The organism is Spiroplasma sp. hyd1 (assembly GCF_016082235.1).
GTDB lineage: Bacteria > Bacillota_I > Bacilli_A > Mycoplasmatales > Mycoplasmataceae > Spiroplasma > Spiroplasma poulsonii.
This window is the reverse complement of sequence record NZ_JXYY01000018.1, coordinates 1-19,737: the sequence shown is the minus strand read 5'-3', so window position 1 is coordinate 19,737 and position 19,737 is coordinate 1. Positions and strand designations below refer to the sequence as shown.

Annotated in this window: 19 protein-coding genes and 2 pseudogenes; 18 read left to right on the top strand and 3 right to left on the bottom strand. The window is 26.7% G+C overall.

Features of this window, described 5'->3' with window-relative positions; translation table 4 throughout:
- From TS70_RS03055 to TS70_RS07385, 3 genes and pseudogenes are all read left to right on the top strand, one after another.
- A pseudogene (locus TS70_RS03055) lies at positions 1 to 502 on the top strand (peptidase domain-containing ABC transporter); the annotation flags it as partial.
- Positions 503 to 780: 278 nt separating this feature from the next.
- Complete coding sequence (locus TS70_RS07390) at positions 781 to 1,194, top strand: hypothetical protein (protein ID WP_227991148.1); 414 nt, start codon at positions 781 to 783, stop codon at positions 1,192 to 1,194.
- Between the two features lie 59 nt (positions 1,195 to 1,253).
- Positions 1,254 to 1,661: a hypothetical protein gene (locus TS70_RS07385; RefSeq protein ID WP_232332383.1), complete on the top strand. Its 408-nt coding sequence runs from the start codon at positions 1,254 to 1,256 to the stop codon at positions 1,659 to 1,661.
- A gap of 181 nt (positions 1,662 to 1,842) precedes the next feature.
- Here the strand turns inward: TS70_RS07385 and TS70_RS03045 are convergent.
- A protein-coding gene (locus tag TS70_RS03045; RefSeq protein WP_105628856.1) for an IS5 family transposase occupies positions 1,843 to 2,678 on the bottom strand; the annotation gives its coding sequence in 2 pieces (ribosomal slippage) (positions 1,843 to 2,282 and positions 2,282 to 2,678; 837 coding nt in all).
- Between the two features lie 90 nt (positions 2,679 to 2,768).
- Between TS70_RS03045 and TS70_RS03040 the strand changes: the two genes are divergently transcribed.
- Genes TS70_RS03040 through TS70_RS08450 form a run of 5 tightly spaced genes read left to right on the top strand, consistent with a single transcriptional unit; the run spans position 2,769 to position 5,573 of the window.
- Positions 2,769 to 3,098: a hypothetical protein gene (locus tag TS70_RS03040; RefSeq protein ID WP_232332382.1), complete on the top strand. Its 330-nt coding sequence runs from the start codon at positions 2,769 to 2,771 to the stop codon at positions 3,096 to 3,098.
- Between the two features lie 45 nt (positions 3,099 to 3,143).
- Complete coding sequence (ybeY, locus tag TS70_RS03035; RefSeq protein WP_040093790.1) at positions 3,144 to 3,620, top strand: rRNA maturation RNase YbeY; 477 nt, start codon at positions 3,144 to 3,146, stop codon at positions 3,618 to 3,620.
- A gap of 27 nt (positions 3,621 to 3,647) precedes the next feature.
- Entirely contained in the window at positions 3,648 to 4,076 is a 429-nt protein-coding gene (locus tag TS70_RS03030) for a diacylglycerol kinase family protein (RefSeq protein WP_198049376.1), read from the top strand.
- 14 nt (positions 4,077 to 4,090) lie between these two features.
- Positions 4,091 to 4,486 carry a cytidine deaminase gene (cdd, locus tag TS70_RS03025; RefSeq protein WP_198049375.1) on the top strand — a complete coding sequence of 132 codons (396 nt, stop codon included), beginning with the start codon at positions 4,091 to 4,093 and terminating at the stop codon, positions 4,484 to 4,486.
- A gap of 4 nt (positions 4,487 to 4,490) precedes the next feature.
- Positions 4,491 to 5,573 carry an alpha/beta hydrolase gene (locus TS70_RS08450; protein WP_198049374.1) on the top strand — a complete coding sequence of 361 codons (1,083 nt, stop codon included), beginning with the start codon at positions 4,491 to 4,493 and terminating at the stop codon, positions 5,571 to 5,573.
- An 18-nt stretch (positions 5,574 to 5,591) separates the two neighbouring features.
- Here TS70_RS08450 and TS70_RS03015 read toward each other — a convergent pair whose 3' ends face one another.
- Positions 5,592 to 6,452, bottom strand: coding sequence for a hypothetical protein (locus tag TS70_RS03015; RefSeq protein WP_198049373.1), 861 nt, complete (start codon positions 6,450 to 6,452; stop codon positions 5,592 to 5,594).
- A gap of 677 nt (positions 6,453 to 7,129) precedes the next feature.
- Here TS70_RS03015 and rbfA point away from each other — a divergent pair.
- Positions 7,130 to 7,468, top strand: coding sequence for a 30S ribosome-binding factor RbfA (rbfA, locus tag TS70_RS03010; RefSeq protein ID WP_040093668.1), 339 nt, complete (start codon positions 7,130 to 7,132; stop codon positions 7,466 to 7,468).
- 76 nt (positions 7,469 to 7,544) lie between these two features.
- Here the strand turns inward: rbfA and TS70_RS03005 are convergent, their stop codons facing one another.
- Entirely contained in the window at positions 7,545 to 8,405 is an 861-nt protein-coding gene (locus TS70_RS03005; protein ID WP_127093187.1) for a bifunctional 5,10-methylenetetrahydrofolate dehydrogenase/5,10-methenyltetrahydrofolate cyclohydrolase, read from the bottom strand.
- A gap of 71 nt (positions 8,406 to 8,476) precedes the next feature.
- On the opposite strand from TS70_RS03005, the gene TS70_RS03000 reads away from it, so the two are divergent.
- From TS70_RS03000 to TS70_RS02955, 9 genes and pseudogenes are all read left to right on the top strand, one after another.
- Complete coding sequence (locus tag TS70_RS03000; RefSeq protein ID WP_198049372.1) at positions 8,477 to 8,926, top strand: GNAT family N-acetyltransferase; 450 nt, start codon at positions 8,477 to 8,479, stop codon at positions 8,924 to 8,926.
- A 15-nt stretch (positions 8,927 to 8,941) separates the two neighbouring features.
- Positions 8,942 to 10,549: a formate--tetrahydrofolate ligase gene (locus TS70_RS02995; RefSeq protein ID WP_040093666.1), complete on the top strand. Its 1,608-nt coding sequence runs from the start codon at positions 8,942 to 8,944 to the stop codon at positions 10,547 to 10,549.
- A 42-nt stretch (positions 10,550 to 10,591) separates the two neighbouring features.
- Positions 10,592 to 11,935, top strand: a complete 1,344-nt coding sequence (locus TS70_RS02990) for a hypothetical protein (protein WP_040093665.1) — start codon at positions 10,592 to 10,594, stop codon at positions 11,933 to 11,935.
- 326 nt (positions 11,936 to 12,261) lie between these two features.
- The gene (locus TS70_RS02985; protein ID WP_232332381.1) at positions 12,262 to 12,609 is read left to right on the top strand and encodes a hypothetical protein; all 348 of its coding nucleotides are present in this window, start codon (positions 12,262 to 12,264) and stop codon (positions 12,607 to 12,609) included.
- Between the two features lie 93 nt (positions 12,610 to 12,702).
- A complete protein-coding gene (locus tag TS70_RS07375; RefSeq protein ID WP_232332380.1) occupies positions 12,703 to 13,155 on the top strand; it encodes a flavoprotein in 453 nt (150 codons plus the stop codon).
- On the top strand, positions 13,124 to 13,870 hold the full coding sequence (locus tag TS70_RS07370; RefSeq protein WP_227991141.1) for a phosphopantothenoylcysteine decarboxylase domain-containing protein: 747 nt from the start codon (positions 13,124 to 13,126) through the stop codon (positions 13,868 to 13,870). The genes TS70_RS07375 and TS70_RS07370 overlap by 32 nt, the downstream gene beginning before the upstream one ends.
- Positions 13,871 to 13,872: 2 nt before the next feature.
- A complete protein-coding gene (locus TS70_RS02975) occupies positions 13,873 to 14,637 on the top strand; it encodes a type III pantothenate kinase (RefSeq protein WP_198049371.1) in 765 nt (254 codons plus the stop codon).
- Between the two features lie 630 nt (positions 14,638 to 15,267).
- A protein-coding gene (locus TS70_RS02970) for an IS5 family transposase (protein ID WP_105628856.1) occupies positions 15,268 to 16,103 on the top strand; the annotation gives its coding sequence in 2 pieces (ribosomal slippage) (positions 15,268 to 15,664 and positions 15,664 to 16,103; 837 coding nt in all).
- A gap of 2,467 nt (positions 16,104 to 18,570) precedes the next feature.
- Positions 18,571 to 19,737, top strand: a pseudogene (locus TS70_RS02955) (hypothetical protein); the annotation flags it as partial.

The window sequence follows — 19,737 nt, the reverse complement described above, 5'->3', positions numbered from 1 at the left end:
TGTTGTTATTTATCATCGTCGGGGAAACCGCTTTTTTGTTGCTGATCCTAGTGCTGAGAAAGGACAATGAGTTTTAATTAATGATTTTATGATGAAATTTCAAGCAGTAATTATTTTCACGAAGAAAAGAAAAAAGTTTACTTATAAAACAAAAACCTTTTATTTAATTTTTCTTTTTTTAAAAGAACAAACGGGATTTTTATGCTGAACTGTGTTTCTTAGTGTTGTTGTAAATTTTTTAATATTATTTGGTAAAAGTTTTATTAAAGTTTATTTTGATCGGTTAACAACAACTTTTCATCAAGAAGTAGTGATTTTCTTTGTAATTTTTTTAATTATTTATTGTTTTCGAGTTCTTTTTAGCTATTTTTTTCAAAAAATTCTTGCACAGTTTCAACAAAAAATAACAAAACGAATGTTAACAATATTTGTTAATAACTTAAGAAAGCTTTCTGTTATTGAATTTGAACGGTTTAGCACTAGTGAATGGCTAAAACGATAAGCAGATGTTATTATTTTAGCAACTTTTTTAAGAACAACTTTTCCACAACTGCTTTTTAGTTTTCTAATGTTAATTATTGGGGTTATTTTTTTTTACTTAATTTAAATGCTTTAATTTTAGCAATTGTTTTATTAGAAAATGTTATTATTTTTTTTCTATCATTTTTATTTTTACAAATTAATAAGTTTTGATACCACTGATGGTATCAACAGGGATTAAATTTTGAAAATGTTACTTTAGAGTTATATCAAAGTTTTAAATTTCAGAAGAGTCGTCATTTGGAAGGATATTTTAATTATCAATGAACAAAAAAACTTACAACTTTTTTAATAGAAACTTATGGTCTTGAAAAAAATAATATTATTCAAAGGTTGATTTTAGCCTTTATTTCACAGCTTGCTACCTTTTTAATTTTCTATTTAGCAGTTAGTTTTATTACAAAACAAAGTTTAACAATTGGTAATTTAATGTTTTATAGTGCCTTAACTAGTTTTATTAATGATTTTACAACGCAATTGTCTGGGTTAATTGTTGAAAAAGGAAAATTAGAAAAGGCTTTTCAACAAACAGTATGTTTATTATTTCCAGAACAAGAACAAAAACAAAAGCAGTTAGCTTTACCAGCAATCAAATCTTTTACCATTACAGACTTAAATTATCTTCTTAATGATACTTTTATTTTAAAAAAATAACATTAACTTTACAAAATCATTGTTTTATTAAAGGACGTAGTGGCTCTGGGAAGACAACTTTGTTAGAAATCTTAGCAAAATTACGACCAGTTTCAGGTGGGGAAGTAATGCTTAATGGTCAGTTTGATTTAACGATGCTTAGTGAAAAAGCAATCCGAACAAAAATATTATTGTTTCATCAAAATGATTTTTTATTTACTGGTAGTGTTTATGATAACATTATTAATTTTCAGCAGAATTGTAACTATCAAGTTTTAGCATTGTTACAATCGTGTGATGTTTATCTTATTGATGAAGTTTTGAGCAATGTTGATTATGAAAGTAAAATGATTTTATTAAAATTATTATTTACTTTAAAATCTGAACAAATGATTATTTACGCTGGTCATGATCATCTTGTTGAACAATTTTTTGTAAATGTGATTGATTTAACTAAACTTAATTTAATAGGGGCTGATAATGAATAAAAAAGTTATTATTTTAATAGACTTCTTGCATTACTTGTTAAAAAATTGCAAATATTTGTAAAAAAGATACTAATAGAAAAATATAATTTTAATTAATTATGTTTTTTATTTAAAAATTTAATATTTTTCCACAACGAAAAATTAATTTATTATTTAAATTATTTAATTTTAAATAAATATTTTATGTTAAATATAATAATTGTAAATTATAAATTGAGGCAATTAAATTAAATCTTAAACCAAATCTTTTTCTTCGATTACGATATTTTTCTGTAATAATTTTAAATTTTTTAAGAATAGCAAAAATATTTTCAATAATAATTCTCATTTTTGAAACTAGTCTATTATATTGCTTTTGTTCTTTGTTTAAAGGGTTTTTCTTTGTTTTCTTTGTAGGTATTAGAACATTATTGTGATTTTTTTGTATTCCTTGATAACCACTATCAACTATTAATTTGGTATTTTTTAAAATTGGGATTTTTGATTCTTTAAATAAAGCATAATCATGTTTTTTTCCGAGCGAAAAACTTGTTGCAATAATTTTTTTGGTTTCTTGTTCGATAATTACTTGTGTTTTGATCGTGTGTTTTTTCTTTTTACCAGAATAAGATTGTTTTTGTCTTTTTTTGGGCGTTGGATTGGAGTTTCGGTAGCATCAATAATAATAGTTTTATCATTAAAATAATCATTTATTAGTGCTTTTTTACCAGCAAGTTGTTGAAAATCAGAGTTTTTAATTAAAATATCTTCAATTCACTTAATATTACGATAACAATTAGCCTCACTAATATCAAAACTTTTACCAAGATGAAAATAAGTCTGATATTCTCGTCAATATAATAAAGTCATCAATAATCTATTTTCTAATGATAATTTATTAGTTTTACCACCTTTTTTAAATTTTTCTATTTCAGCAACTTTTAAAATATCTAACATTTTATTAAAAGTGGATTTTTTTATTCCTGTTAATCTTAACCATTCTCTATCATTAAGAGTATTAAATTTATTATTGTTCATATTTTTATGTCCTCATAAATTATATTTTATAATAATATTTTAATAAAAAAGGGTATCGCAAGAAGTCTAATGTTAACTTGTTGTTGCTTTTTGATTTCTTTTTTTGTTTTACTTGCTTATTATCCCCTTCAACTATATTATGATGGTTATTTAACAATTTTAAAAAGCAGTACGGAAGAATTAAATTATGTTTTTGTGCCAAAAGAAATATCACGAGTTGAAAAGGCAATTAAAGAAGTTAAATTAGAATATTTTGTTCAAAATTATTGGCAAGAAATGATTGTCCAAATTAAATGAGAGAATAACTACTATTTAATTTTAGACCAAACCGATTTTAATGTTGATTTTTGATATCTACCAGCGAAAATTTATTTGGGCCAACAAACAACATTAGATTATTTACTGAAGATAATCATTTAATTTGTTATAATAAAACAAGAAAGTGTTAGGGGTCAAGATATGGTAATGAAAGATGATTTTGCAATTTATAATGAAACAAAATTTGATATTAAACCATATCAAACTGATTTTATGGCAATTTTTCAGAAAATTAAAACAATATCAAATATTACTGATCCATTGGAATTATCATTGATTATTGTTGATGCAAAAGAACAATTAGCGTTAAATCAAAAATATCGCCAAAAAGATTATGTTGCAGATGTTATTACATTTGCTTTAGAGGAAGAAAATAGTGTTGATTTGTTGCAATTAACAGGATTACGTAGTTTGGGAGATGTTTTTATTTGTTATGAAAAAGCGTTAGAACAAGCACAAACATATAATCATTCAGCGCGCCGTGAATTTGCCTTTTTATTTACTCACGGAATGCTCCATATTTTAGGCTATGATCATCAAACACCAGCTGAAGAAGAAACAATGTTTAATTTACAACGAAAAGTTCTAAATGATTTACAAATTCACCGAATTCCAATAGAATAAGAAGAGAAACAGAAAGGGATAGACACAATGGCAAAAGGATCACCAGCAAAGAAAAAGATATTTTTTAAACTACGTAACAAGTTTTCAAATGCTTTTCGTGGAATTTATACCGCAATTAAAGAAGAGTCAAGTTTAATCATTCATATTATTGTATCATTGGTTGTGATTGGGTTAGGAATTTGATTACAAAAAATGGTTCCGCATGAATTTGGTTATGTCCAATGAGCAATCTTATTATTAACAATTGGGATTGTAATTGGGTTTGAATTAATTAATACAATGGTTGAAAACTTTGTTGATTTATTATCATTTGAATATAATATTAAAGCTAAAAAAATTAAAGATATTTGTGCAGCAGCAACCTTAATTAATTCAATTTTAGCAATTGCAATTGGACTATTAATTATGTTACCACCACTGGTTGATGTTATTAAATTATATTTAAAAATTAGTTAAAAGGAGTTAGAAAAATGGCAAATTATTTTGAAAAATTAAAATCATTAAGTACAAAAGCGTATGCTCCATATTCCAACTTTCATGTTAGTACAATTTGTGTTTTAAAAGATGGAACAGAAGTAAATGGTGTGAATATTGAAAATGCTGCTTATTCGGTGGTACTGTGTGCAGAACGAACATGTTTAGCACAAGTTTATACTTTAGGTTATCGAAAAGCAGACATTAAGAAACTCTTTTTATATACTGATAGTAACCAAAAAGGTTCACCATGTGGAATGTGTCGACAATTTTTATGAGAATTAATTGACCATGATGTTCCGCTAGAAATTTATAATAAAAAGGGAGAATCATATGTTGTAACAATTGGTGATTTATTACCATATGGCTTTACAAAAGAGGATTTGAAATAAGATTATGGCGAAAAAACATGATGAAGAATTAGATTTATATGATTTAGCCCATGGTCGTGAATTAATTACGGACCATAGTTATCGCATCGTTGATGATGAACATTTAAAAGATTATATGAGTAATAATGCCCTTTATATTAAATTATTTTATGCTTTTCATGATAAACGAATTTTATTAACACATCAAACTTGATGAAAGAAAACTAATGATTTAGAAGCATATTGTAAAAAATATATTACTGATTTAACAAAACGATTACGAATTGAGGAAATGGCATTAACCCCAGCTGAATTAGAACAAAAATGAGATTTACAAGAATATGACATTCATGGTTATGAAGATGTTCTTTTAAAGGCGATTAGCATTCGGTCATGAGTAAAAAATGATAATAATAAAAAATGAGTAGTGGTCGTACATGGCCTTAATTCACATAAATTTCGGGCAATCTTTTTTGGTTTAATCTATTTACGCCTAGGTTATAATATTCTTGTTTTTGATCAACGAAATCATGGTGAATCAACAACAAAAATAACAACAATGGGATATTATGAAAAACATGATTTAGCAGCCGTTGTTAATTTCTTGCAAACAACGATTGACCCAAAATTAAAAGAACTTAACTTTCATGGCTGGTCAATGGGAACTTTTGTAATTATGGAATATTTAAAATTAGCATTTGTTAAAAACAAGTTAATTAAAAGTGCAATTTTAGATTCAACAATTAGTAATTTAAATGCTTTATATCGTTATTATACGTTAAAGATTAAGGTTAATTACTATGATCATTATTATGCTATTCGGCGTTATGCGATTGATACGCGGGATTATGATCCTGAACAAATTAATCCTGGCGAAAATTTAGAACAGTTAGCAAAATTACCAGTTTTATATCTATTAAATAAAAAAGACCATGCAACCCCTTATGTAATGGGGCTCGAAGCTTATCAAAACAAACGAAGCTATGAACGCAAAAAAATTAGTAGTCGGGTTGTTTTCAATTGTGATCATGTGCGGGGCATTTATTATAATCCGCCACACTATTTAGCAACCATAACAGCATTTATTACTAATGCAAAACGAAAATAGTGATAAATAACTAAAATGTTATTTATCACTATTTTGTTTCTTGTCTATGTTTTTTCTTTGGCATTTTTGTTTAATATTTTGATAAATTCTTTCATATCATAAGGTTTGGCTTTGATATTTATTAAATACGCGGTACATCCCATTGTTGAAACTTTGCAAGGCAACATGGAAAGCGGTAAAGACCACTGTGAAAAGAAAAATAATAAAAAAGGTAGCTTGCACTTTGGTTAATCCAGTAATAATTTGATTATCAATATCTAAAAAAGGATAGGGATAAGCTCAAATCGTATCCCCATCACGATTTCAAGCAGCAGCACGAATTAAAACATACATTAAATAAAAAATAGGGTAACTTAAACTAATTCATCAATCTTTTGTTAAAAATTCTTTTTTTCAACTAAGACGATGATCACCAAATGATAATAGGGTATAAACAAAAAATAAAATGGGCATAATAAAATGGGTTACAACGGTACAACTAATTTGTGCCTTAGTGTAGTCAGCAATAGTTACTTCACCATTCTTATAACCAATAACAATTCCAATTCAAAAAATAAAGAACATTAATAAGTTTCAATTTAAAATGCTTAACTTAAAGTTTGTTGAAAAGAACCAACTTTTTTGTTCACGATGATGGTTAAAAATAGCTAACAATAATCAAGCAATCGTAATAATATTAACCTGGACTGAATAAAAACTTAATAATATATCATAATTTTGTAAACTAGATCGATAAGCATTTTTATTGACATATCAAAATTCTTTGAAGATATCAGCATAAAAACCATAAGCTAAAAATGCAAAAGCTAAACTGGCAATTATTACTTTATAATATCAAAGATAATCCTTATATCAAATTCGATAAGATCAACGCTTCATAATTCCTCCTTGATAATCTTTTAAATATTATCATAAGAATATTTTGTTAAAAAGATAATTTTTATAATTTTATAACTTTTGTTAGAGCAAAATAAAAAAAATTTCCAAATTATCGTGATGTTATTTTATTTTTTTAGTGTTATAATAAAAAAGTGAGTTGCAATAACTCACTAATTTAAAAATATATATGTGAGAGCATACTCAAGATCGCGAAACCACAACTATGCTCTCATAAATAATTATAGCATTTTGCTATAAATTTATGAGAGTTTTAGTTTTAAAATTCTCATTTTTTTGTGAAAATTTTAAAATTATCCCTATTTTTATTGTTTTGAACTCCCTATACCTTGAGGACGCATCGCATATATATTTTATTTATAGCTGTAAAAAATGGAAAAAATAATTTTTAAAAAATGTAATTTTATTAAAAATTAAAGACTTAGAAATTATTAAAAAATAAAAAGAACACAATATTAAAATTTTAGTTTTTTACAAGTAGGTTTAAACATTTATGGCTGGTCCGAAAAATGACTACGAGTTTCGTTAGATGCTGCTTTAAAAAAAACATTAGGCAAAATTGAAAAATATATTAATTAAATACAGAATAGCTTAAAAGTATTCGCTTTATTAAAATGCTTTGTTATAATGTTAATAAAGTTAGAAATAAGGTGATATATATGGCAAATAAAATTAAAATTGAAAAAATGCAATCGTTGATTACCCGTGATTTAACATTTATTATGCAACGAGAAATTCGTGATGAAATTTTAAATACTTTATCAGTTAATGCTGTTAAATTATCAAATGATTTAGGTCATGCTAAAGTTTATTATTCTTCATTATTATCAAAACCAGAATTAGAACTTACTAATGTTGTGCAAGAATATAAAAATGAGATTCGTAGTAAATTAGCACATAAATTAGAAATTTATCGTTGTCCAGATTTAGAATTTATTTATGATTATTCATTAGATAATGCAAATAATATTGAAACAATTTTGCAAAAACTAAAATAAAAATATCCTCGTAATTATTGAATTAGTTTTTTTTAAAAGTAGAAAATTAAAATAAATAATTATGAGGATTTTTATATTATAAATTATTATTTTGATAATAAAGATATAAGATATTTTCTAATAGAGCAGCAATTGTCATTGGTCCAACACCGCCAGGAACAGGGGTTATCATTTTAACTTTTGGTAGAACATTTTCAAAATCAACATCACCACATAGTTTATTATCATGATCTCGATTAATTCCAACATCAATAATGATAGCGTTTTCTTTGATCATTTCAGAAGTTATTATTTTTGGTTGTCCAACCGCTGAAATTAAAATATCTGCTTGTTTTGTAAAAAAACTTAAATTTTTTGTTTTTGAATGACAAACCGTAACGGTGGCTGAAGCGTTAATTAATAAGTTAGCAAGAGGTTTACCAACAATATTACTACGACCAATTATAACAACATGTTGTCCTGCTAACTCAATTTGATAATGCCTTAATAGTAACATAATTCCTTTTGGTGTTCCGGGTAATAAATCATAATGGCCAAGCATTAGATTGCCCAATATTTCAGGGGTAAAACCATCAACATCTTTTTTTGTTATAATACGATGAATAATTTTTTCGCTATTAATATGAATGGGTAACGGTAGTTGAACAAGAATAGCATCAATGGTTGAATCATGGTTTAATTGATTAATAAGATTAAGAAGTTCTGCTTCAGTCATTGTTACAGGATATGTTAGGACATTACAAATAATTCCCACGTTTTCACAAGCAATCTTTTTATTTTTAATATAAGTACTGCTTGCTTTATTATCCCCAATTTGAATAATTGTTAAACTAGGAGCACGGTGATGCTTTTTTTGAATTTTAATAACTTCTGCTGCGACTTTTGTCTTAATTAATTCACTAACCATTTTTCCATCAATTATTTTGGTTTTATCCATTAATGTTTCACTCTTTTCTATGTTAAAATGTTTTTATATAAGTATTGTATCTGAAAGGACCATAAAATTAAATGCAAAATACCATCATTTTTAAAAGTGCAAAAGGAACTAATAATTCAATTTATACTGATGCTCTTATAATTAGAAAAGTTGTCTTTGTTGATGAACAACATGTCCCTTTAGCAGAAGAAGTTGATCAGTATGATCAAACTGCTAATCATCTTGTTGGATATTATGATAACAAACCAGTATGTTGTGCTCGTATTTTGCAACAAGATGAAAATTGGTTTTTAGGACGGATTGCTGTTCTTAAAAGTTATCGTCATCACCAAGTGGGAACGGTATTATTACAAACTTTATTAAATTATGTTCAAACTAACCATCAACCTACTGCTGTTCATTTATTTGCTCAAAGTCAAGTTGTTGGTTTTTATGAAAAATTAGGTTTTATTAAAAATGGGGAAAGTTTTATTGATGCAGATATTGTCCATTTTCCGATGGTTTATTATTATAATAGTTAAAAGGAGTTGATAAGAATGGAAAAAATCACAACAATTGGTACCAAAATTGGTTTAACAACAGATGATTTAATTAAATATGGTGATTATATTGCAAAAGTAAAAGCATTTAATTTTAGTCATTTACCAAAAAAAGCAAAGTTTATTTTAGTAACAGCAATTAATCCAACTAAAGCAGGAGAAGGAAAGACAACCTGTTCAATTGGTATTGCTGATATGTTAAATCATTTAGGTTATCAAACAACCTTAGCATTACGAGAACCATCATTGGGGCCAGTTTTTGGCTTAAAAGGATCAGCGACAGGTGGGGGCGAATGTGTCATGCAACCAGAAAATGAAATCAATTTACATTATACTGGTGATTTTCATGCAATTACAACGGCAAATAATATGGTTAGTGCCATTATTGATAATATTCTTTATTGAGGTAATGCCTTACAAATCGATCCGGCAAAAGTCGTTTGACAACGTTGTTTAGATGTTAATGATCGTGCTTTACGAAATGTTGAAATTAAAATCAATGATAAAATTCATCGAAATGAGCATTTTCAAATTACAGCGGCCAGTGAAATTATGGCTATTTTAGGACTAAGTAAAGATTTTAATGATTTACGGCGCCGTTTAGATCAAGCAATTGTGGCCTATAATTTTAAAAACGAACCAGTTTATTTACAACAACTACAAATTACAGGTTCATTATTGGCTTTGTTAAAAGATGCTGTATTACCAAATTTAGTTCAAACAAAATATGGAACCCCATTGTTCGTACATTGTGGTCCTTTTGCAAATATTTCACACGGTGCCAATTCGTTAATTGCCACTGATTTAGCGTTAAAATTAAGTGATTATGTTGTTAGTGAAGTTGGTTTTGGTAGTGATTTAGGGTTCGAAAAGTTTAATGATATCATTAACTTAAAAAAAGAATACACTCCTGACTGTACAGTGTTAGTAGCAACCATTCGGACTTTGAAATTACATGGTGGTGCTGATGAAACAAAATTAGCAACAGTTGATCTTGTTAGTTTAAAAAAGGGGTTAGTTCATTTAGAACATCATATTAAAATTATCCAAAATTATCGGTTAAACTTTGTTGTTTGTTTAAATCAATTCGCAACGGATGGTAGTGAAGAAATTACGTTAGTAACAAATTGATTAACAGAACAAAAAATCCCATTTGGAATTAATAACACTTATCATCTTGGAATTAAAGATAATCCATTATTAGCTAAAACAATTATTGAACAAACAACACGGCCACAACAATATCAATTATTGTTTAATCCAGGTACAACTTCATTAACAGATAAAATTAAAATTATTTGTGAAAAAATCTATCAAACAACAAAAGTTACTTTTAGTGCTGTCGCTCAAGAAAAAATTGCATTTTATCAGCAAGATGATAAATATAAAACTTGACCTGTTTGTATGGCAAAAAATCATCAAACAATTTTTGGTAATAAAGATCCTAATGATGATCACATTACCATTCGTGATCTTAAAATTAATTCAGGAGCAGAATATTTTATTGCATATTTAGCGGATATTATTACAATGCCTGGTTTAAATAAAAAACCTAATGCACTTGAGATTGATGTTGTTAATGATCAGATTATAAATATTAAATAATTTTGTTATAATTATATTGGACTAAAAATAGGGGCGAATTTAATGCAAAAAAAAGCAAAATTTTTAGAATTAAATAGTATTGTTAGCAAACAACTTAATTTAGCAAGTAATGTTCGTAAAATAATGCATGAAATCTTCACTACTTATAAAAAAAGTTTTCAAAAAATTGGTTATCAAACAATTGCCATTGGTGAATATGGCTTTAAAACTTTAACCAAATACGATAAACTTGAATTGGAATTGGCAGTTGTTAAATATGCTCCTAAAAGTAGTAATGGGTTACGAGAACGAATGTTTCAAGCTGTTCTTGGTGAAATGCGTAAAAATGTTAAAAAAGGAACAGTTATTAAAGATACTCAGAATGAAGGATATCTAGAATATCAAATAAATGATGAAATAAATCTGATTGTTCGTATTATTCCCTTTTGTTATAAAAAGAACGCCGAAGGAAAATTAACATATATTTTTTGACGAAATGGAATTGAAAAAAATGATAATGTAATTCAAGTAGTACAAGGTTTTAACAAAGCTAATAAAATTTCAAATAATTTATTACGAACACTAATGAAAATGGTTAAATATGCCCTTAAAACCGATTTTACTTATTATTATATTTTGTATACATTAACATTGCGGTGATTTTATGAGTATTTTGTCAAAAAATATGATCATTACTTGCAAAAAATTGATGCAAGTAAACGGATTGAAAAAGAGGACTTAATAAAATATCGGAATATTAATTTTCAAAAAATTTGATTTTTAAATAATATTGATGGTGAGGAATTAATTTTTTATATTTTAGAACGTTATTGAAAAACAGAAACTTATTATTTCCGTGAATTTGAATTTATTGAAGAAGAAATTTTTGAGTCAATTTCGCGATATAGTTGATATACTAATAATTGTTTTTTGACACCATATGATTATTATGTTGATTTTAAAATTTATAACATTAAAGAATTTAATGATTTAAATTATGTTCAAGCAGAATTAAAGCACGCTGATTTTTCCCGAATTCAATATGATTATTGTCGCAATCATGATTTGGGAATTTATGTAACACCAGTTAAAATTAGTGGTGTGGTTGGATTCGTTGCTTATGCAATTAATTTTAAGAAAAAAGCGACAACATTGTTCAAAAAATTAGATCCAGCCAAACGAAAAGATGCGATGAGCGTTAATCAACGCGAAATTATGGAAGAGTTAAATTTAATTGCTCATAAGTGATTAACAACATATCGTAAAAAACTAACCTATATTAAAGTTTATTTTGATAAAAAATATCCAATTATTTCTTCATCAAACTATTATATGCGGTTACAAGCAATTATGACTTCGGTTGATAGTTTAAAAAATGATGATTATATTGCTGGAAATGATAATTAATCCGTGGTCTTTCTTTCATAACTAATCAGTTTTATGGATATTTTTTTATCAAAAAGTATTAAATATAAGGTATAATATATAAGTATAATAATTATACAACAGCCACTTAGAGATTGTTTCTTATAAGGATTAAAAAGTTATTTATACGGGGCGAAAAAAGTGTCAGTGTCAGTGTCAGTGTCAGTGTCAGTATCAGTGTTAGGAAGCAATAATTGCAGTCACTTCTATGATAATGTAATCCGGGAGTTATCATTGATTGTAAATAATGAAAAAATTATTTCACATGATAATCCTGTTTTGGCATTAGAAATTAAACTATTTATATTATGAAAAGTGCAAAGTATAATACGGCGCAAAAAGATCAAATATTAAAACAAATGATTCTTGAGCGAACAAAAACATTAGAATTTAAAGTTACTGAGTTAATTAAAGAATATGCTCAAGTTTATCAAAAAATTTATCAAAAACCATTAGATTTACAATATGCATATATTTCAATTTTGAAAAAAGCAAAATATTTTGTGCAAGAACGTTATGGTGAACGTTTATCCATTATTCGTAATTTTTATTGTCGATATTTAGAACAAGGGCAATGACTTGAATTGGTTGATGGAATTATTGCAGAGTCACAACGAAGAATGCAAGCTGCTTTTTTTACGAAAAAAGAGCAGTAAGATAGTAATAAGGAACATCGATATATTAATATTTTAATATATCGTTTTTTATTTGTATAATTAATAAGAAGATAAAGAAATAAGGTGGATTTGATGGCAAAGATTATATTAGTTATTACAGGGAGTGTTGCGGCTTATAAAGGTCTTGTTTTGTATGAAACATTAAAGCAAGACCATTATGTTGAATTAATTTTAACCGAAAGTGCTTTAAAGTTTTTAAAAACAATTCCTGCAGTAGCTAAAACAGAAATTTTTAAACAGCAATATTATGATAAAACAGATTCATCTGAACACATTACGATTGCCGCGGAAACTGATTTATTTATTGTCTATCCAGCCACTCAAAATTTTATTGCTCAAATAACGCATGGTTTTACCGATAGTTTGGGAAGTTTAGTTTATAGTGTTGTGCAAAGTCATAAGATGGTTTTTCCGGCAATGAATAGTGGAATGTATCTTTCACCAGCTAATTTACGCAACTTAGCGCAATTAGAAAGGGATGGGGTCCAGGTTTATGAACCCACGGTCAGGAATGTTAGCATGTAATACGACCGGAATTGGGCGGGCTTGAGAATGAGAAGATGTTTTAACTGAAATTAACCAATTTTTAGATTGAAAAAAACTATGGCAAAATAAAAAGGTAATGCTTAATTTTGGCCGCACAAAAACATTTCTTGATGATATTCGTTATCTTACCAATAATTCCAGTGGTAAAATGGGTGATACTTTACATACTGTCTTAACTTGGACAAAATGTGACTTAACAACAATTGTTGGTGAATGTGATGTGCCAATTTATTATAATCATCAAAAGGTAAATACCAATCAAGAGATGTTAACAGCAATGTTAGCGCAGTATTCGCAACAAGATGTTGTTATTGCCTGTGCCGCTTTAAATGATTATCAAGTTTCTGAACCTGTTCTTGGAAAAATTAGTAAGCAAAAACATCCCAACCTTGATGTAACATTAACTTCAAACATTGATGTTTTATCTGAGTTAGGAAAACGAAAACAAAATCAAATTTTAGTTGGGTTTAGTGTCCAAAATGATTTTAATTTAGCTTATGGTCAACAGAAACTAATTGAAAAAAATTTAGATTTAATTGTTATTAATCAAATTAGTGCAATGGGATCTAATCAAAATGAAGTTATTTTGTTGACCAAGAAGATGCAACGTCAAATCCCTAATCAAAGTAAAATAATTGTTGCTCAAGCAATTGTAACAGCAATTAGTGAAATTATAGAAGAGAGAGATAAATAACAATGAAATTATTAGTAGATATTGGTAATACAGCAATGAAATTTGCAATTCTTAATTCATCCCAAGAAATTACATCTTTTTTAACGATTTCTAGTCGCGAATTAATCGCAGAAAAGAATTTTCGTCAAAAAATTATAACAGCCTTAGATAAAATAAAATTAACTTTAACAGATTTAACGTTACTATGCTTATCATCAGTTCGTCCAATGTGAGATGATTTATTTTACCAATTAGCCCTTGATTTACAAATTCCGTTTTATCAAGTTAAAAAAAATTTAACAATTGAACGATTAGCAATTGATATTCCTAATCCACGAAATCTTGGGGCTGATTTGATTGTTGGTTCATATGCAACATTGGATTTATATCCAAACGAAGATGTTATTTTAGTTAATATGGGAACAGCCACTACAATTTCATTACTAAAACAAGGGACCTTATTAGGAACAATTATTATGCCGGGGTTAGAAGCTGCTGCTGAAGCACTGTTTAATCGAGCACAGTTACTACAGACATTTGATTATTCTTATGAAGATGCAATTTTAGGAAAAAATACTAAACAAGCAATCAACATCGGATTAGTAAACGGCCATTTATTAACAATAACAGCTTTTGTTGAAAAACTTACAACTCAAGCAACCACACCAAAAGTAATGCTAACAGGTGGGAATGCAAGTTATATTACAACATTAGTGCCATATCAATATGATAAGAATCTTCTTTTTAAAGGACTTGTGGCCATTTTACAAGATAATAAATTAATATAAAAAAATAGGACAAATGTCCTATTTTTTTAATTTTTGAGATATTTTAATACTTTAAAGTCCATTTAGGTATTTATACATTTTTTGTTCGTTCCTTTATTTTAAATAAAATAAAGATTACCTAACATGTCCAATTTTTTCTTTGATTTACTTATTTGTCTACTTAAGACAAATTAATAATAGCATAGATTTCAAAAATTACAACAATTTTAAATAAAATTTCTTGCTTTTTTTGCGTACTTTTCTGCTATTTTTTCAAAAAAAAATTAATTGAAGAAAAATGAACAGCCTATAAGAAACTTCAATTAATTTTTATAAATGTATGAAAAACAAACTTTTAAGATTATTTTATATTTAAATATTGCCACAAAATACAAATTTTAGCACAAAAGGAAAGGCTAGAATAATTTAAGAAAGATATAAATGTAACAATATTTATTTTTCATACATAAATATCTTAAACTATATTTCTTTAATAATCAATTACTTTTGTCAAAAAATGTTCTAAAAAGGGTTAAAACTGATCTTAATCAACTGTTGGGAATAATNTAAAAAATNATATAATAGACTTCTTGCGATACCCTTTTTTATTAAAATATTATTATAAAATATAATTTATGAGGACATAAAAATATGAACAATAATAAATTTAATACTCTTAATGATAGAGAATGGTTAAGATTAACAGGAATAAAAAAATCCACTTTTAATAAAATGTTAGATATTTTAAAAGTTGCTGAAATAGAAAAATTTAAAAAAGGTGGTAAAACTAATAAATTATCATTAGAAAATAGATTATTGATGACTTTATTATATTGACGAGAATATCAGACTTATTTTCATCTTGGTAAAAGTTTTGATATTAGTGAGGCTAATTGTTATCGTAATATTAAGTGAATTGAAGATATTTTAATTAAAAACTCTGATTTTCAACAACTTGCTGGTAAAAAAGCACTAATAAATGATTATTTTAATGATAAAACTATTATTATTGATGCTACCGAAACTCCAATCCAACGCCCAAAAAAAGACAAAAACAATCTTATTCTGGTAAAAAGAAAAAACACACGATCAAAACACAAGTAATTATCGAACAAGAAACCAAAAAAATTATTGCAACAAGTTTTTCGCTCGGAAAAAAACATGATTATGCTTTATTTAAAGAATCAAAAATCCCAATTTTAAAAAATACCAAATTAATAGTTGATAGTGGTTATCAAGGAATACAAAAAAATCACAATAATGTTCTAATACCTACAAAGAAAACAAAGAAAAACCCTTTAAACAAAGAACAAAAGCAATATAATAGACTAGTTTCAAAAATGAGAATTATTATTGAAAATATTTTTGCTATTCTTAAAAAATTTAAAATTATTACAGAAAAATATCGTAATCGAAGAAAAAGATTTGGTTTAAGATTTAATTTAATTGCCTCAATTTATAATTTACAATTATTATATTTAACATAAAATATTTATTTAAAATTAAATAATTTAAATAATAAATTAATTTTTCGTTGTGGAAAAATATTAAATTTTTAAATAAAAAACATAATTAATTAAAATTATATTTTTCTATTAGTATCTTTTTTACAAATATTTGCAATTTTTTAACAAGTAATGCAAGAAGTCTATTATTAAAGTTTTATNCACAAACGTAGCAAATAAAATTACAAGTCCAATTAAAATTACAAAAGATAATTTTGTAACTGAATTAAAACGTTTACAAGCATTTGTTTTAGAAAATGATATTCATTTAGAAGATTGTATTATTTTTATTGATCCTGAAGTCGTAAGTGCAATGATTAATGCTAAAATTCAATATTCAAAAGCAACAATTGAAGGAACTTCGGCAACAATTACTTCCGCATTAGGATTTAATTTTGTTGAGGCTCCAATTAAACAGTATGGTCATTTAATGGTACCAATTGCACCACAAGCAATGGCATGAGTTCTTGCTGTTGATGTGCCACTACAAGCGGGACAGTATACTCAAGGAAGATATTTGGGTCAGTTATTTATTGCCAATAATGAATTTTATCATGGTGAAGTTGTTCAAAATAAATTTTGATTTTCATATNCAGACCCTGATTATGTGCCACCATCATCAACAAGAGTAACAAGAAGTATTGAAAATGTTNAACAATTAGAAAATGCAAAAAGATTAGCCTTAGATTTAGTTCTTGAAGCTTATGATGGTGTCCCTTACACTAAAGAACGTAGTGAATATGTTAAAAAAATTAATGATGCAAATAAATTAGATGATGTATATAAAACTAAAGAAGAAGCATTTAAGTTTTTAGACACTAAAAATGCCTCGTAAGATTTTAGATCAAAACTTAATAACGTATAAAAAACGGATTGTTTATCAAACGCCTCAAAAAGCAAAATCATTTTGAGAACTATTATTAGCGATGATTGGTCTACAAGTATTAGCAACAGTTTTAGGGTTTTTAACTGCTGGAATTGGGGCANGAATAATTGAGGGTTTAGGTGCATCTCAGTTGTTTATTACAACAGGAAAAGTTTTTATTAGTGGAGTTACGAATTTTTTAGTAATGGAAACAAATGATGTTATCAATAACAATGTGAGTTTAAAAAATACGTTATTAAATTTGGCTTTTTCATTTAATGATTTTGGTAAATTAGGACGAGGTTTAAAAGCTCAAAAAATTATTAAAATTGCTAATGAACAAGGAATTTTCAAGCAATTGGGGATTAGTGCTAAAGTTAAAAACTTTATGCAAATTAGAAATAAAGTTGCTTTATCCGAAATTATTACTAAAAATAAAGTTGTAATTCGTTTTAATAAAACTGTAACAGATGAACAATTACCGCAAACAATCGCTAGCATTGCTGATGCTGAATTACGAAAACAGTTAAAAAATCTTTCTGCTGATTCAATTCGCGATTTATTGGCACTTCAAAAAACGATTTATAAATTAAATCCTAGCTTAATTCCAAAATATACTAATTTAGATCTTAAAAAATATGATAGTTATTTACAAAAGTCGGCAGGTATTTCATTAAAAGATTTTGTTAGAATGAATGATTATGATTCGATTGCAATCATTACCGACTTAGCTACTAAAACAAAAATTGGAAATACTACCTTGATGAAGATTAATCAATATCGATTAGAAAATCAATTTTGAAATCAGCTTTATAAAAGATTTATTAAAGTTAAGGGAAAAGTTAATTCATCAATTAAAAAAACAAATCCATTTTATTGAATTGAAAAAGCTTTAAATACTGTTTTTGAACCAATTAAGAAAAAAATAACCCAATTATCTGAAAAAGTTTCACAGACCATTACAAAAAGTTTTAAAGTTGATCCAAAAAAATTATTGTATCAATCATTAATTCCATGTCAGCCTGATTCATTTTTATTAGGTTTTAAGTTTGAACCTTTAGGAATTAGTGGAGAAGGAATTATTGAAATTCATAAAAAAGATTATATTTCTAAAAAAATAGGCATTGTTTCAAAATATCATCCAATTAGAGCTTACACAACTTTACTTGAAGTTGAACAATTCGCTGTTTCACAACATCAAAACACTTTTTATCGTGAAAATTGACAATTAGGATTTGGTTATTCACAAAATGAGTTTCAATTATTATCTTTTTTAAGTCCAAAAATTGCTTCAATTTTTCAACAAAATATTAATTTTTTCAATTCAATTAAATCGTTGTATCATGTTGCAAAAAATTTTAATGTTAACAACTGAGGTGAAAATCAAGTTAATAAAATGTATAAAAAAATTTTTAATACTAATTTTAATTTTTTATTAGGAGCAATCCCCGGTTTAAAATTTTTTACACCAGTAATTAAGAATTTAATTATTAATCATCAATATAAAAATGGTCAAGTTGTTAAAATCTTATCATCAAAAGTGGGTTCACATCTAAATCGACAATATATTAGGAGGATATAATTATGGAACTTAATCAATTGTGAGAAATAACTTCATATAATGATTATTTTAATAATTGGAGAAGTACGGTAGGTCAATTTTCTAAATTAACGTCATATCAAAAATCTTTAGGATATGCGACTCCAGAGGAATTTTTTAACGCGCAAATGATTACCGCACAACAAATGGCCAATGAGAAAATTGGTAACATGATTGATAATCCTAATTGATTTAATTCACGTGATTTACCAGCAATTACACAGGAAAATTTAAAACGTTTTACTTACCGGGCAATGGATTATTTACGCGTTAACGATTATGTTGTTGTCGAAGATGAACGTGTTAATATATCAATTAGCAATGGTAGTCGAACTGATTCAACAGTTAAAACTCCTAAATTAACAATTGATGGTTTATTGGGTGATTTTGCATGAAGAGCTTGACGAGCAACCGGTCTAGAGCATCTATATTCAACTTATTTAGCAAAAAAGAATGAGACACCATTATTAGACCCGAAACAGTTTTATGACAAACAAGAAATTGATGCTTTCTTATTGGAAATAGATAATACAATTCAAGAAGAACATAGTTTTGCTGAAATTGAAACAACAAAAAACCGTGATTTAATTGTTAAAATAGAAACTGAATTAACATCCGAAATTAACCAAAAGCAAAATATTGCTGATCAAATTTTATATCAGCAAGCAACTGATGATGAAGGTCAACCAGTTGGACCTATTGAAAAACTAGGTCAATTTGATGAAATTTTAGAAATTAGTCGTTATCCAGCAAATGCCGTTGTCACAACTCCCGAAGGTAAAAAACGTGCAATTTTAAATCACAACATTTTGGGTGAAATTAAAGATGCTATGGTTGTTCAGTCAACTTCTGATAGTGATTTAGTAAATGCAATTGGACGTGTTTGAGGATATGGTGTTGAAAATGATGTAATGCAAGCAAAAACTGATATTGCCAAAAATACAACTGATATTACAAATAACAAAAGTAATATTGGTGATATTACTCAATTAACGACAGATCAAAAAGATAATTTAACAAATGCTATTAATTCGACAAATGATAAATTTGATTTACTAAAGAATAATCTTTATAAAGATGTTACTGATTTTTTTAAGACAAAAGGTAGTTTATTAGATATAAATAAAAAGTATTTAATTGTTGCTTTTGGA